The organism is Novosphingobium sp. FW305-C-30-35 (assembly GCF_058783135.1).
The window spans coordinates 275,323-288,798 of record NZ_JBYSYJ010000001.1; the positions used below are offsets into that span (position 1 = coordinate 275,323).

At 61.9% G+C, this 13,476-nt stretch carries 15 protein-coding genes; 9 read left to right on the forward strand and 6 right to left on the reverse strand.

Annotated features, from left to right (window positions below):
• Nucleotides 1-61 precede the first annotated feature (61 nt).
• Together AC3WLM_RS01525 and AC3WLM_RS01530 are read right to left on the reverse strand one after the other, a co-directional pair.
• Nucleotides 62-547: a cupin domain-containing protein gene (locus AC3WLM_RS01525; protein WP_492476391.1), complete on the reverse strand. Its 486-nt coding sequence runs from the start codon at nucleotides 545-547 to the stop codon at nucleotides 62-64.
• 77 nt (nucleotides 548-624) lie between these two features.
• The gene (locus tag AC3WLM_RS01530) at nucleotides 625-1,404 is read right to left on the reverse strand and encodes a hypothetical protein (protein ID WP_492476392.1); all 780 of its coding nucleotides are present in this window, start codon (nucleotides 1,402-1,404) and stop codon (nucleotides 625-627) included.
• Between the two features lie 268 nt (nucleotides 1,405-1,672).
• On the opposite strand from AC3WLM_RS01530, the gene AC3WLM_RS01535 reads away from it, so the two are divergent.
• On the forward strand, nucleotides 1,673-2,518 hold the full coding sequence (locus tag AC3WLM_RS01535; RefSeq protein WP_039331145.1) for an AAA family ATPase: 846 nt from the start codon (nucleotides 1,673-1,675) through the stop codon (nucleotides 2,516-2,518).
• A gap of 11 nt (nucleotides 2,519-2,529) precedes the next feature.
• Nucleotides 2,530-2,946 (forward strand): GFA family protein, encoded by a 417-nt coding sequence (locus tag AC3WLM_RS01540; protein ID WP_039331147.1) that lies wholly within the window; start codon nucleotides 2,530-2,532, stop codon nucleotides 2,944-2,946.
• 30 nt (nucleotides 2,947-2,976) lie between these two features.
• Here AC3WLM_RS01540 and AC3WLM_RS01545 read toward each other — a convergent pair whose 3' ends face one another.
• Nucleotides 2,977-3,732 (reverse strand): glutathione S-transferase family protein, encoded by a 756-nt coding sequence (locus AC3WLM_RS01545; protein WP_492476393.1) that lies wholly within the window; start codon nucleotides 3,730-3,732, stop codon nucleotides 2,977-2,979.
• Nucleotides 3,733-3,824: 92 nt separating this feature from the next.
• Between AC3WLM_RS01545 and AC3WLM_RS01550 the strand changes: the two genes are divergently transcribed.
• Together AC3WLM_RS01550 and AC3WLM_RS01555 are read left to right on the forward strand one after the other, a co-directional pair.
• On the forward strand, nucleotides 3,825-4,247 hold the full coding sequence (locus tag AC3WLM_RS01550) for a GFA family protein (protein ID WP_492476394.1): 423 nt from the start codon (nucleotides 3,825-3,827) through the stop codon (nucleotides 4,245-4,247).
• A 3-nt stretch (nucleotides 4,248-4,250) separates the two neighbouring features.
• Nucleotides 4,251-5,105 carry a DUF817 domain-containing protein gene (locus tag AC3WLM_RS01555; RefSeq protein ID WP_492476395.1) on the forward strand — a complete coding sequence of 285 codons (855 nt, stop codon included), beginning with the start codon at nucleotides 4,251-4,253 and terminating at the stop codon, nucleotides 5,103-5,105.
• Here AC3WLM_RS01555 and AC3WLM_RS01560 read toward each other — a convergent pair.
• Complete coding sequence (locus AC3WLM_RS01560; protein WP_492476396.1) at nucleotides 5,092-5,979, reverse strand: L,D-transpeptidase family protein; 888 nt, start codon at nucleotides 5,977-5,979, stop codon at nucleotides 5,092-5,094. The two genes, AC3WLM_RS01555 and AC3WLM_RS01560, sit on opposite strands and share 14 nt — an antisense overlap.
• Nucleotides 5,980-6,115: 136 nt before the next feature.
• Between AC3WLM_RS01560 and AC3WLM_RS01565 the strand changes: the two genes are divergently transcribed.
• The 5 genes from AC3WLM_RS01565 (at nucleotide 6,116) to AC3WLM_RS01585 (ending at nucleotide 11,848) form a co-directional block, all read left to right on the forward strand.
• Nucleotides 6,116-7,297: a vWA domain-containing protein gene (locus AC3WLM_RS01565; protein WP_492476397.1), complete on the forward strand. Its 1,182-nt coding sequence runs from the start codon at nucleotides 6,116-6,118 to the stop codon at nucleotides 7,295-7,297.
• A gap of 16 nt (nucleotides 7,298-7,313) precedes the next feature.
• Complete coding sequence (locus AC3WLM_RS01570; RefSeq protein ID WP_492476398.1) at nucleotides 7,314-8,093, forward strand: enoyl-CoA hydratase; 780 nt, start codon at nucleotides 7,314-7,316, stop codon at nucleotides 8,091-8,093.
• Nucleotides 8,094-8,374: 281 nt separating this feature from the next.
• Nucleotides 8,375-9,763: a tetratricopeptide repeat protein gene (locus tag AC3WLM_RS01575; protein WP_039331157.1), complete on the forward strand. Its 1,389-nt coding sequence runs from the start codon at nucleotides 8,375-8,377 to the stop codon at nucleotides 9,761-9,763.
• A gap of 138 nt (nucleotides 9,764-9,901) precedes the next feature.
• On the forward strand, nucleotides 9,902-10,498 hold the full coding sequence (locus AC3WLM_RS01580; protein ID WP_492476399.1) for a twin-arginine translocation pathway signal protein: 597 nt from the start codon (nucleotides 9,902-9,904) through the stop codon (nucleotides 10,496-10,498).
• Nucleotides 10,499-10,573: 75 nt separating this feature from the next.
• Nucleotides 10,574-11,848 (forward strand): MFS transporter, encoded by a 1,275-nt coding sequence (locus AC3WLM_RS01585; RefSeq protein ID WP_492476400.1) that lies wholly within the window; start codon nucleotides 10,574-10,576, stop codon nucleotides 11,846-11,848.
• 6 nt (nucleotides 11,849-11,854) lie between these two features.
• Here AC3WLM_RS01585 and AC3WLM_RS01590 read toward each other — a convergent pair whose 3' ends face one another.
• Nucleotides 11,855-13,069 (reverse strand): exo-beta-N-acetylmuramidase NamZ family protein, encoded by a 1,215-nt coding sequence (locus AC3WLM_RS01590; RefSeq protein ID WP_492476401.1) that lies wholly within the window; start codon nucleotides 13,067-13,069, stop codon nucleotides 11,855-11,857.
• Nucleotides 13,066-13,407, reverse strand: coding sequence for a DOMON domain-containing protein (locus AC3WLM_RS01595; protein ID WP_492476402.1), 342 nt, complete (start codon nucleotides 13,405-13,407; stop codon nucleotides 13,066-13,068). Before AC3WLM_RS01595 ends, AC3WLM_RS01590 begins: the two co-directional genes overlap by 4 nt.
• Between the last annotated feature and the right edge of the window lie 69 nt (nucleotides 13,408-13,476).

Genomic DNA, 13,476 nt, shown 5'->3' on the forward strand with positions numbered 1-13,476 from the left:
AAGCAGCCACTATAGAAAATGGCTGCTTACCGATCGATACGCCTAAACAAACGCGCCAGCGCTAGCCATGCTTGTCCTGCGCGGGTTTGGCAGGTTGAACAGTCCATTCAGGGGGCGTATCGTTCGGCTCATCGGCTTCGGCTGCCTCCTTCGTAGGATGCACGCGCGCTGCGGCATGGTGGACAGGCGCGTAAATCGTATAGAGCTGGATAGGCTCGTCGCCGATGTTCGTGACGTTGTGCCAGGTGCCAGCGGGCACCAAAACGCACCAGCCATCCGACACTTGCCGCTCGAACGTCAGCTCATGCTCGGTTGGCCCCATCTGCACCAGGCCTTTTCCCGCGTCGAGCCGTAGGAACTGGTCCGTCTCGGGATGTGCTTCCAACCCGATGTCTCCGCCGACAGGAATCGACATGAGCGTTACCTGCAAATAGCGCCCCGTCCAGGCGACCGAGCGATAGTCGCCATTGGTCTTGGTCGCCACTTCGATATCGAAGGCTTGGGGTTGCGGGCCGATATCCTGAACGCGTTCTCCACTACTTGCCATGAAACGATCCCTTCGCAGTTTACAGTGATCGTTACCCGCCACGGGGATTATGTTTCCGCACCACTTCCCATTCGGGTTTAGCCAGCAACTTGACGATCAGGATCGCCCTTTTTCGCTCGGAAATCAAACCGTATCCGCACCCACTCCCCGATCTGAGGCTTTCCATTGACCCTGGGTGGTCGCACCAAAAACTGCCAGCTCGCCTGCCGGATCGCGCGGGCAAGGCCTGATCCCGGCGGGCTTTCGCCAAGTTCCTGGCAATCCTCGACGTGGTACTGCTCCACCGTCCTGCACGCGATCATCGCCCAGTCCCCCTGCATCCGGCGCTGGGGCAGGTAGGGGCCGATCTCGGCATCGGTGGGTTCGCGATACCATTGCGCGGCAAAGAGCCGCACGCCGCCCGGTCCTTGCCCTACGCTGGCGGAATCGCCCGGACTGCCCGCGCCCACCTGTTGCGCCCCGCCGGACTCTGCCCGCTTCATGTTGCTGATGTCGGTCGCGCGGTAGTCGTTGCGCGACAGCTCGATGAATCCTTCGGGCCATTCGACCTTGCCAGGCACTGGCACTTGAGGCGGCGCAGCCACCGGCTGGCTCACAGCGGCTTCGGCGGATTCCGCCTGCTTCTGCCGCTTCTGCTCCTGCTTTTGCGCCTTCTCTTCGTCCTGCCCCTGAGCGGATAGGTCGATCGCGGTCAGGTGCGTGCCCTTCCCATCGCCGAAGCCGGTAACCGCGCCCATTCGCCACATGATCAGGAACACCAACAAGGTTGCGACTGCGGCAAACGCCATTGCTCCGGCCCGCTCGCGCGACGATGCCTGATAGCCTTGCTTCGCCATGACATTGCGGGGTGCGACCATTTCCGCGTCGCTACACGGCGGTTTCGGGCACTTCAATCGCCGAGACGGCCAAGCATAAGTTAGCGACAATTTGACACGACATACATGACGGATGCGTCACCAACCGAGTTCAAAAATGACGCGTGCGTCATCAACATGCTCCGAAACTGACACGTGCGTCTAACTATGAGTTCGAAGATGACGCGGCCGTCAGTTCAGCAACCCCCTTGCGCCGCACTCTCCGCCGCCTTATCGCTTAACCGAACGATTAAGCACACAGGAACCGCCGATGCGCTTTGAAGGCACCAGCAATTACGTCGCTACCGAAGATCTCAAGGTCGCCGTCAACGCAGCCGTCCTGCTGCGCCGCCCTCTTCTGGTAAAGGGAGAACCCGGCACCGGCAAGACCGTGCTCGCTCATGAAATCGCGAAGGCGGTGAACGCGCCGCTTATCGAATGGAACGTGAAATCCACCACCAAGGCTCAGCAAGGCCTTTACGAATACGACGCAGTCGCCCGCCTGCGCGACGGCCAGCTCGGCGATGAACGGGTCCACGACATTCGCAACTACATCAAGAAAGGCAAGCTGTGGGAGGCCTTCACCAGTCCCACCCTTCCCGTTCTGCTGATTGACGAGATCGACAAGGCGGACATCGAGTTTCCGAACGACCTCCTGCAGGAGCTCGATCGCATGAGCTTCGACGTGTACGAGACGCAGGAGCGCATCGAGGCGCGTGAACGCCCGATCGTCGTGATCACCTCGAACAACGAGAAGGAACTGCCCGACGCCTTCCTGCGCCGCTGTTTCTTCCACTACATCAAGTTCCCGGACCGCGACACGATGCAGGCAATCATCGACGTCCACTTCCCCGGTATCCAGAAGACCCTGGTGAGCAAGGCGATGGAGGTGTTCTACGAGATCCGCGAAGTGCCCGGCCTCAAGAAGAAGCCCAGCACTTCCGAACTGCTCGACTGGCTCAAGCTCCTGCTGAACGAGGACATGCCATTGGACGTCCTCCAGAACCGCGATCCGACCAAGGCGATCCCGCCGCTGCACGGCGCGCTGCTCAAGAACGAGCAGGACATCATGCTGTTCGAGCGCCTGGCGTTCATGGCCCGGCGTCCGGGGAACTGAGGAAGATTGCCATGCCCCATGTCGGCGGATGCCTTTGCGGCGCGGTTCGCTACACAATCTCCGCCGACCCACTGGGCGCCCGCATGTGCTGGTGCCGAGATTGCCAACGCATCGCCAGCGGATCGGCTACGGTGAACGTGCTTTTCCCGGAAGCCGCCGTGGCGATCGAAGGCAAACTCGGAACCTTCGTGATGATTGCCGACAGCGGCAATACAGTCGAACGTGGCTTTTGCAATGTTTGTGGCGCGCAAATCTACAGTCGCACCGTCACGCCGACAGGCCTGCCGATGCGCGTTCGCGCGGGAACACTCGACGACCCCGAACTCGCGCCGCCAACGGCAGTCATCTGGGCGGACAGTGCGCCGAGCTGGGCTCCGCTACCCGGACATCTCCCGCGCCATCCCAAAGGTCCGCCGCCCGCCAGTTGAGCGTGCGGACCTTGCCGATGCAAGGGCGTCTCACTCCCGCGGCCCAAGCTTTTCCAGCTCTACCTGCGCGAACATCGCCTTTACCGCCGGCCGCTCGTTGATCTGTTCGATCCAGCGCACCAGGTGAGGCGTGTCCTCCTTGTTCACCAATTCCTTGAAGCCGAACGACATGCCGTTGGCGATGGCGAAGTTGCAGATGTCGGCCAGGGTGTACTGCCCCGGCACCAGCCATTCATGGTCGGCAAGGTGGTCGTCCAGCTTTCGCACTGAGTAGCCGATCTTGCGCATTTCCTCGTCGAGCATGTCCTGCGGGAAGCCTTCGCGGGCGCGCCGCCACTTCACCTGCTGCTCGACCACCGGGATCGCTTTCACCTTTTCCTCGAACTCGGCGTCAGTAAGGCCCTTGACCATGTTGCCGACATAGCGATGCCAGCCAATGGTCGAGACGCACCAGCAGAAGTATTCGTCCACCCACTTCGTCCAGATGCGCATCTGTGCGCGCCCGAAGCTGTCGGCTGGGCGGAGCGAGACTTCCGTCGGGTATTCGTCCTCGAGATACTCGCAGATCACGGTTGATTCAGTGATGACCTTGTCGCCGTCCACCCCAGAGTCGACCAGCGCCGGCACCTGACCGCGCGGATTGATCGCCTTGAACCAATCGGTGTGATGCTCGAACTTTGCAGGATCCAGCCGATGCTTCTCGACATCGAGGCCCTTTTCGAACACCGTCAGCAGCGGTTTCATCGAGTTGGCAGCCGGTCCGAAACTGTAGAGCTTGAGTGTCATGGCGTTATCCTCTCCAAGTGGCAGCACCATAGACAATTGTATGTAACACTAACAATACCCAATTACTGAAAGCCTGAAGGAAGCTTTTTGCCATGCCCTATTCCGGTCAATGTGCTTGCGGTTCCGTCCACCTCGAGATCGCCGGGGAGCCAATTGCGACTCGCCAGTGCTGGTGCCGCCAGTGTCAGCAGATTGCGGCCGGTGGCCCGACCAATAACGCGATCTTCAAGGCGGAAGACGTCAACATCACCGGCACCCTGGCCCATTCCGAATGGACGGCGGCCAGTGGCAACACCCTGACGTTCCACTTCTGCCCCGCCTGCGGCACGCAGATCTTCGCGCAGAGTTCTGCACGCCTTCACCTGAAGACAGTGCGCTTCGGTGCCCTTGACGCAGGCCACGGCCTGCGCCCCGAAGCGATCATCTGGACCGAGGATGCACCGCCCTGGGCTCAGTTCCATCCTTCTCTCGAAAGCTGGCCGCAACAGCCCCCTGCCCCGCCGCCCGTCAGCTAAGGCATGAGCGACCTTGCGCCGAGGCCCACCGCCCATACGCGGTTTGCCGCCATTCGCGCGCGGCTGGAGGCCATCGATCCAGCGCCGGGGCCGACGGCGTGGATCTACGAATTCCTGCTGTTCGGCTTCAAGCAGGGGTGGGCCTGCCTGTTCGGTGGCCTGATGCTGGCGATGCTGCTGGGTACGCATCTGTTCTGGCCGACGGATGCACCGATCGCCCGCTATGACGCGCTGACGATCGGTGCAGTCGCGATCCAGATCACCATGCTGCTGCTCCGGCTTGAGACTCTGTCAGAGGCCAAGGTCATCCTCGCCTTCCACGCGGTCGGCACGATCATGGAACTTTTCAAGACCGCCTACGGGTCATGGACCTACCCGGAACCAAGCCTGCTGCGGATCGGCGGCGTGCCGCTGTTCTCCGGATTCATGTACGCCTGCGTCGGAAGCTATATCGCCCGTGTCTGGCGCATCTTCGATTTCCGCTTTCCGCATTATCCGCCTGCCGCGTGGAGCTACGCACTGGCAGTTGCTGTCTACGTGAACTTCTTTGCGCATCACTGGCTGCCAGACGTCCGCCTGCTTCTCTTCGCGGCGATGGGCCTGCTCTTCTGGCGCACCCGCGTGATCTTCCGCGTGTGGCGGGAAAACCGTTCCATGCCGTTGCTGCTTGGCTGGTTCCTCGTGGCGCTGTTCATCTGGTTGGCGGAGAACATCGCCACTTTCTCACGCGCGTGGATCTATCCCAGCCAGGAGGCCGGCTGGACCCTTGTCTCCCATGCAAAGCTCGGCGCTTGGTACCTTCTGATGTACATCTCGTTCGTGCTGGTTGCGGCCGTGCACCGGGTCAGATCACGTTGAAACAGTCCTGCCCCGAACGCTTCAGCACGCCGCACAGCGCATGGGCGCCGGGGGCGCTGGCGCGCAACCGCCAATAGCGGCGCTGGCCGACCACCGCAGGGACAACGGCCTTCTCGAAACTCGCTAGTTGCGGGTACATCGCGACCGCGCCCTGCCAATGCGCCTCTGCTTCGGCAGGGCTCAGCGCCGCAGCAAGCTGGATCGTCTGGACCGACGTCGCGGCAGCCATCACTACGCCATTGCCTGCTGCGGGCATGGCAGCGGGAGCTTGCGAATTGAGCGCCAGAGTCACCGCCCCCTGCTCTGAACGCAGCGGAGCATTCGTCACCACCACCGTCGTCCGGTCTGCCTTCGTCAGGTCGAACAGCGCCTTGGCAAAGCTGCGCGGCAAGCGGATGCAGCCGTGGGAGGCCGGATAGCCCGGGACATACCCGGCATGGATCGCAATGCCGCGCCAGGTCAGCCTCTGCATGTAGGGCATCGGCGCGTTGCTATAGAGATTGGAACGATGGAACACCCGCTTCTGCAGGATCGGGAATACACCGGCCGGGGTCGAATGTCCGCGCTTGCCTGTAGAGACCGGCGAGGAGCCCCAATGCGAGCCATCCTTGAACACGTGCATCCGTTGCGACGCCTTGCTGACCACGACCAGCACACCCGATTGCAGAACGTCCGCAACCGGCGGGGGCAATTGTGGGCGGACAGGCTGCGCGACTAGCGGGGCGACCTGAGGGGCAACCGGCGGGGGCGCGATCTGCTGGATCACGGCCTCCTGCACATCAGCCCGCGCCTCCCGCGCCGACAGCGCCAAGCCGAGGCCCGCCAAACCAAGCAGAAGCACAAAGATCGCAAGCAAACCCGTAGCGCGACTCATGGTAAACTGCCCTTAACCATGTTTCCTCATGGCTTAACCGTTTGTCGCTTCCGCTCAACCGCCTATCGCGCAACAGCCCTTGCCGATCGCAGCGGCAGCGCTTAATCACTCGGTTAAGTCAGAGGAGCCGCAGCCCGTGTTTTTCAATTTCGTCGACGAGTTGCGTGCCGCAGGCATTCAAGCCAGCTTCAAGGAGCACCTTATCCTGCTCGAAGCGCTGGACAAGGACGTGATCGAGCAGACACCGGAAGCATTCTACTATCTTAGCCGCGCGACCTTCGTGAAGGATGAAGGTCTGCTCGACCGCTTCGACCAGGTGTTCAACAAGGTCTTCAAGGGCCTGCTCACCGATTACGGCCAGCGCCCGGTCGACATCCCCGAGGACTGGCTCAAGGCCGTGGCCGAAAAGTTCCTGTCCGAAGAAGAGATGGAGAAGATCAAGTCCCTCGGCTCGTGGGAGGAGATCATGGAGACGCTCAAGAAGCGTCTCGAAGAGCAGGAGAAGCGCCATCAGGGCGGCAACAAGTGGATCGGCACGGGCGGCACCAGCCCGTTCGGCAATTCCGGCTACAACCCGGAAGGCGTCCGCATCGGCGGCGAGAGCAAGCACAAGCGCGCGGTAAAGGTCTGGGAAAAGCGCGAATTCGCAAATCTCGACAACACTCGCGAACTCGGCACGCGCAACATCAAGATCGCCTTGCGCCGCCTGCGCCGCTTCGCCCGCGAAGGGGCAGCAGACGAGCTCGATCTCGACGGCACGATCGAAGGCACGGCGCGCCAAGGCTGGCTGGACATCCGGATGCGGCCGGAAAAGCGCAACGCGGTCAAGCTCTTGCTGTTCCTCGATGTCGGCGGATCGATGGACCCGTTCATCAAGCTGGTCGAGGAACTGTTCAGCGCGGCAACCGCAGAATTCAAGAACATGGAGTTCTTCTACTTCCACAATTGCCTGTATGAAGGCGTGTGGAAGGACAACAAGCGCCGCTGGTCGGAACGCACCAAGACCTGGGACATCCTCCACAAGTTCGGCCACGATTACAAAGTGGTGTTCGTTGGCGACGCGGCAATGAGCCCCTACGAGATCAGCCATCCCGGCGGCAGCGTCGAGCATTTCAACGAGGAATCGGGCGCGGTGTGGATGCATCGCGTGGCGCAGACCTACCCCGCCACGGTCTGGCTCAATCCGGTGCCGGAAAAGCAGTGGACGTATTCGCAGTCGACCAAGATGATCAAGGACCTGATCGGCGGCAGCATGTACCCCCTGACTCTCGAGGGACTCGACGGGGCCATGCGCGAACTCACTCGCAAGAAACACTGACTCCGGGGGGCAGGCAATGGGCAAGACGATCCTCGCGCAACGGACGGCAGAGGGTCGACACGACCTGCTGCTGAATCGACCTGACAAGTTCAATGCCCTGTCGCAGGCCGTCCTCGCCGAACTGCTGGCCGAACTTTCGGACATCGCGAGCGACAATGAAGCGCGCATCGTGGTCCTTGCCGGAGCGGGAAAGGCCTTCTGTGCCGGACATGATCTTGCCGAGATGCAGGCTGACCGCAATCTCGACGCCTACCACAGGCTTTTTGCTGCCTGTACCGACGTGATGGAGGCGATTGCTGCTCTCCCTGTTCCCGTCATTGCCAAGGTCCATGGCGTTGCCACCGCCGCAGGTTGCCAATTGGTCGGCGCCTGCGACCTTGCCGTCGCTTCCGAAGACGCGCGCTTTGCTGTTTCAGGAATCAACGTCGGCTTGTTCTGCTCAACCCCTGCCGTGGAGCTCAGTCGGAATGTGCCTGCAAAGCGTGCTTTCGAGATGCTGGTGACCGGGAAATTCATCGATGCCCGCACCGCCGCCGACTGGGGCCTTGTCAATACCGTCGCTCCGGCCGAGGCGCTTGATGCCGCAACCGATGATCTCGTCGCCACGATACTCGCCAAGAACCCCGATGCGATCCGCCGTGGCAAAAAGCTTTTCAACACCCAGCGCGAGTGCTCCCGCTCCGAAGCATATGCTCTCGCTTGCGAAGTCATGGCGCAGAACATGATGGACGAAAACACCGACGAGGGGATCAATGCCTTTCTGGAAAGGCGTGCTCCAGTCTGGCGGACGGCCTGACGGATAGAAACAGTTCATATTCTCGGCAATTAGTATTGTCCGTTCCAGAAACCCCGCTAGTCATCAGCTGACGTTGGGGGGATTGCCATGAATTTGAAGAATGCTCTTGCCGGGCTCACGGCTATATCGCTTGTGCTGCAGCCCATCACAGCATTCGCAGCAGACCAACCGACACCAGCTCAACTGCTCCAGTTCCTGCTGCCCCAATTCCTAATGGCAAAGCTCCCGCCGGTCCATCGGCCTTTGTCCGCTGCGACGGCTTCCCGAACAAGGCCTCTACCTTGGGCACGGTTGCCCGGCTTGTGGCGATCACTGCCGTGATCGGTCTGCTCCTTCCTCCGCGCGAAGGCTATGATCCCAAGAAACGCGCCAACGGTGTGGACGGCATCAAGGCTTGTGACGAAGCCCTTTCCGGTCCCGAGCCTGCAAAGGACGGCGGTCGGCGCATCGAGCTGATCTTCGGTCGTGCAATTCACCGGATGGAAATGCAGGACTGGGACCGCGCCATTGCCGACATCCGCTCGGTCACGACGGACCAGCCCGATCTCACTGCCACGCTTGCCTACAAGCAAAGCCTGGGCCTCACCGCGATCGAGCTGCAGGCCATGGCGCTGACCGGCAAGGGCGATTACGCAGGCGCCCACGCACTCGGCCTTGAGCTGGCCAATCAGGCGCCCTTCGATATCAAGGCCCAACTCTCCGCGATGCAATATCTCGCGATCGCCAGGGCTTACGGTAGTGCCGAAGCGGCTGTTTTCGATCAGGCGGTGCGTGTCTACCCGCTCGCCGTGCTCGAACGCGCTGCAGCACGGGCCGTCGATGGACGTTTTCTTGAAGCAGCGTCCGACTATAAGGCCTTTGCCGATCTTCTCGGCACCGTTCCCAAGGTACGCGGCTATTCCTCGCTGGCACGCGCCGCTGTCGCGTACCGTCTCGGCGGGAACGTGGCAGAGGGCGATCGACTGATGAAACTGGCACTCGCCGCAGCAGAAGCCGACACGGCCCAGGGCAAGACTGACTCACCGGTAACTGCAACAAACGAAGCCAATGACCTCTACGCCATCGTTGTGGCGCTCGATTCCGGACAGGGCATGCGCGCCCGCACGCTGTTTTCCGCGCGTTCGCGCTGGCCGACGATCAACGCCGGGCTGGTTGCCGGAGTGGCCCGAAAGCTGGAGACGGTGGGCACACCTGCGGAACGCGCCAACACGCCAATTCCGACAGCCAAGGAGGTTCTGGCAGCGGAGGAGACACGCATCGCCGCCCAGATAAACAATACTGGCGATGACAATTCCGATCGGTTCGACACTTTCCGTCCTGCCTTCGCCCAGACCGAATTCGCCAAGTTCGCCGCGAACGTATGGAAGACGGACAAATCGAAATACGTGACCACGCCGAAGACCGACATCGAGTATGGCGAGTTTGTCGACACTTCGCGCAATGGCACCGGTACACCCGGCACCTATGCCTTGCTCCTGCATCTTGCACTGCTGACCAAAGCCCGGGGGCATAGCCACTTCATGCTCATGCCTGCCCAGACCTCCCTCTATCGCGCCAGATTCCGCACCGGCACGCCAGGTGACGGGAAAGTCTTTGCGGAAATGGCATTCGAGCCCGAGGCGGTCATTGCCTCGCTGGCGCCGCTGATCCCTCAGCCCCTCAAGAAGTGACGGCCTGAGGAAGCGAGAGCTTTGACATCGAGGGCGCGACCTACCATCTGACCCTCGCGCAAATCGCGTATTGCGCGACAGGTCGAGGGTAGCCCAGTCTCCGGCAAGAGGTTCGGATCTTCCGGAGACAAAGGACCAATGCCCTTGAAGCTTGCAGCAGTTTGTCTGGCGGTTTCGGCACTATCGCCCGCAATCGTGGCGTCGCCAGTGCTCGCCGCCGAGAACGGTAAGGCCCAGCTGCCCCTCGTTCCCGCCGAGTTCGGCGTGCCTACCCTCGTCGAAGCGCCAGCCTTCAAGCTGGTTCCGCTGGGTCCTGAACTCGTGAAGATCGACTATGACGCTTACATGTCGTCGATCGACCATTTGCAGAAGACCTTCACGCGCAGCACGTCGTGGCCTCATGCCGGGATAACCGACGCCGAGGCGATGGCCGACATGCAGGCCGAGCAGGCCCGTTTTGCCCAGCGCAAATCATTTGCCTATGCCGTGTTGACGCCCGACGGCAAGCGCGAGCGGGGCTGTGTCTATGTGCAGCCAAGCCCGGTCGCAGGTTACGATGCCGTGGTCCTGATGTGGGTAACCAAGGCAGAGCATGACGCCGGCTTCGACAAGGAGCTGCAGGCGTGGGTGAAGAAATGGATTGCCAGCGAATGGCCGTTCAAGAATGTTGCCTATCCCGGTCGCACAATTAGCTGGGACACATGGGACGCGCTTGTTCCTGCCAAGGCGTACTGACGCCGCCAGCGAAATCCTTGACTCCCGCCCTGCATCTGCCAGCCTTGACCGCGGGTTCGATCAACGGGAGCGATCGTGTCAGGGCATACCGTAGAAGAGCGTAAGCTTGCCCGACGCGCGGTGATTGCCGCCACAACCGGCAATGCGCTGGAATTCTACGATTTCATCACCTTCAGCTTTTTCGCGATCCAGATCGGCAAGGTATTCTTCCCTTCGGAAGATCCGTTTGTCAGCCTGATGGCCTCGTTGGCGACTTTCGGCGTCGGCTTTATTGGTCGCCCGCTTGGCGCATGGGCGATCGGCGCATGGGCAGATCGGCACGGACGCAAGCCGGCGATGCTCATGAGTATGACCCTGATGGGCGTATCGGTCGCGGTCCTCGCGCTCACGCCGTCCTATGCCGCCATCGGTGCCGTTGCGCCAGTGGTCGTGGTGCTGGCGCGCCTGCTGCAGGGTTTTGCTTTGGGCGGCGAAGTGGGCTCGGCCACGACCTACATGCTCGAAACCGCGCAGGATCATCGGCGTGGCTGGTCGATCAGTTGGCAAGGGGCGAGCCAGGCCATCGCATCATCGGCCGGATCGCTGGTCGGCCTCTGCCTCAGCCTTGCCCTCACGCCTGACCAGTTGACTGCCTGGGGCTGGCGAGTGGCCCTGCTGCTGGGCACGGTGATAGTGCCGTTCTCGCTGTGGATCCGCCGGTCCCTGCCTGAAACGATCCATGCGCCGGACCACCTGCCCACCGGTCACGTTCCTGCCGGAGTCTGGCGCACCGTCATTCTCGGGATGATGATGATCTCGGGCGCGACCATCGCCACCTACCTGTTCAACTACATGGCGACCTATGGCCAGAACACTCTGGGCTATTCTGCCAGCATCTCGCTGGGCAGTACGCTGGCGGTAAATGTCGCGCGGTTCTTCGCGATCCTGCTCGGCGGCTGGATGAGCGACCGGTTCGGGCGGCGGCCACTGATGATCTGGCCGACATTGGCTTTCACGCTGGCGATCGTGCCCGCTTACGTCACGGTGACTGGCACGCACGATCCGGTGATGTTCATTGCCATCAACGGCTTGCTGGCCTTCGTGTCGACCTTGCCGAGCGGTGCCGTCTATGCCGCAATTGCCGAAAGCCTGCCCAAGGCAAGCCGCGCCCGCACCTTCGCACTGGTATATGCCCTGCCCGTCACGTTCCTGGGCGGATCGACGCAGTTGGTGATCACCTGGCTGCTGAAGATCACCGGAAATCCGATGGCCGTCGCCTGGTACATGGTCTCGGCCGCCGCCGTGGCCCTTCTGGCAATGGCCTTGATGCACGAAAGCGCCCCGCGGGGGACACAGGCAGCCTCAGCCTGAGGTTCGTCAGTAAAGCAGGAAGCGCGCCCGCTCTTCGATCCACTCCGTCTCATCGGCTCTCGCCAAGGTGTCGAGATCGTCCGCAGTGCTGGCCGCATCGTCCACCCACTCGCGCAGCGCAGTGCCGCCATTGATCACGTCGATCGCCAGCTTGTCGAAAACGTACTCGTAAGGAAAATCGCGCCAGATCGGGTAATCCGGATAGAGCCTGCGGATGGCCTTGAAGGCCAGCGCCTGCAGCCGCCACGGACGGAAAGCGTGGTGGTCGTAGAACGCGCCCTCGGCATGGATCATCAGCGCATTGCATAGTGTTTTCGCATGCTTGTGGAAGGTCGGCTCGAACCAGCATTCGCGGATGGCGCATCCCTCCATCCATTGCGGCGCGAAACTGCGCATTTCGGCAAGGACAGCCCTGGCGTCAACGTCGGGCGCCCCGAACAGCACTTCCAGCGGGCGCGTCGTGCCACGCCCTTCGGACAAGGTCGCGCCCTCGATCATCACGGTCCCGGCATAGGCTCGCGCCATGTTGAGACTGGCGGCGTTGGGGGACGGGTTGATCCAGATCCTCCTCTGCGGCCAACCGAAGCCGGGCCCTTCAGGCTCCCAGCCCTCCATGGTGATCACGCGGTAGTCGACGTCGAGCTTGAAATGCTCCACGAACCATGCGCCCATCTCGCCCAGCGTCATTCCATGCCGCATCGGCATCGGGCCAGCACCAACGAAGCTTTCCCAGCCCGGCAGCAGCGTGGTGCCTTCGACAGGGCGGCCCGCGGGATTGGGCCGGTCAAGCACCCATACCGCCTTGCCGGTGCCGCCATCCCTGTTGGACTCGGACGCGGCCTCAAGCAGATAGAGCAGCGTGGTAACGAAGGTGTAGATGCGGCAGCCGAGGTCCTGCAGGTCGAACAGGAACACCTCCGCAGTGTCCATCATTGCTGCGGTCGGCCGACGCACCTCGCCATATAGGCTGAACACGGGGATGCCGTAGATTGGGTCCAGCTCGTCGGCAGTCTCGACCATATTGTCCTGCTTGTCGCCCTTGAGGCCATGCTGCGGGCCAAGGGCGGACGTGATGGTGATGCCGCCGGCGATCAGCGCATCGAGCGAATGGACCAAGCCTTCGGTGACCGAGGCCGGATGGGCCACCAGCGCGACGCGCTTTCCTTCGAGTGGCTTCCTCAGGGCGGGGTCGGCAAGCAGCCGGTCGATACCGAATTTCATGGCTGGTGCGGTGCCTCAAGGCGGCTCGCGAAGCAAGACTCGTGATGGAAGTCTGGCCGGTCTTCACGGTGGGCCATCGCCCAGTATGACTTGTGCCCGCCCTCCTCCTCGATCACCGCAGTCAACCCGTACACGAAAGGAAGCGCGGGCAAGGCCGCCGTGGGCAGCGCGACGTCGAAGATCAGCACTGACTGCCCCCGGCGCGGCGTACAGACCGGTGGACGAGGCATCGCACGCTCAACCATCCCCTCGCGATAGCCGCAAAAATCATAGGCCGCCCACGCCTGCGAAGGCGAGAAGTTGAACTCGACATACTCGTCGCGATGCTGAGGCCTCATGAAAAGCTCGAAGCACGTCGTCTGCCAAAGGCCATCAGCCCGGACCTTGCCTGCAAACGGTGGCAACAC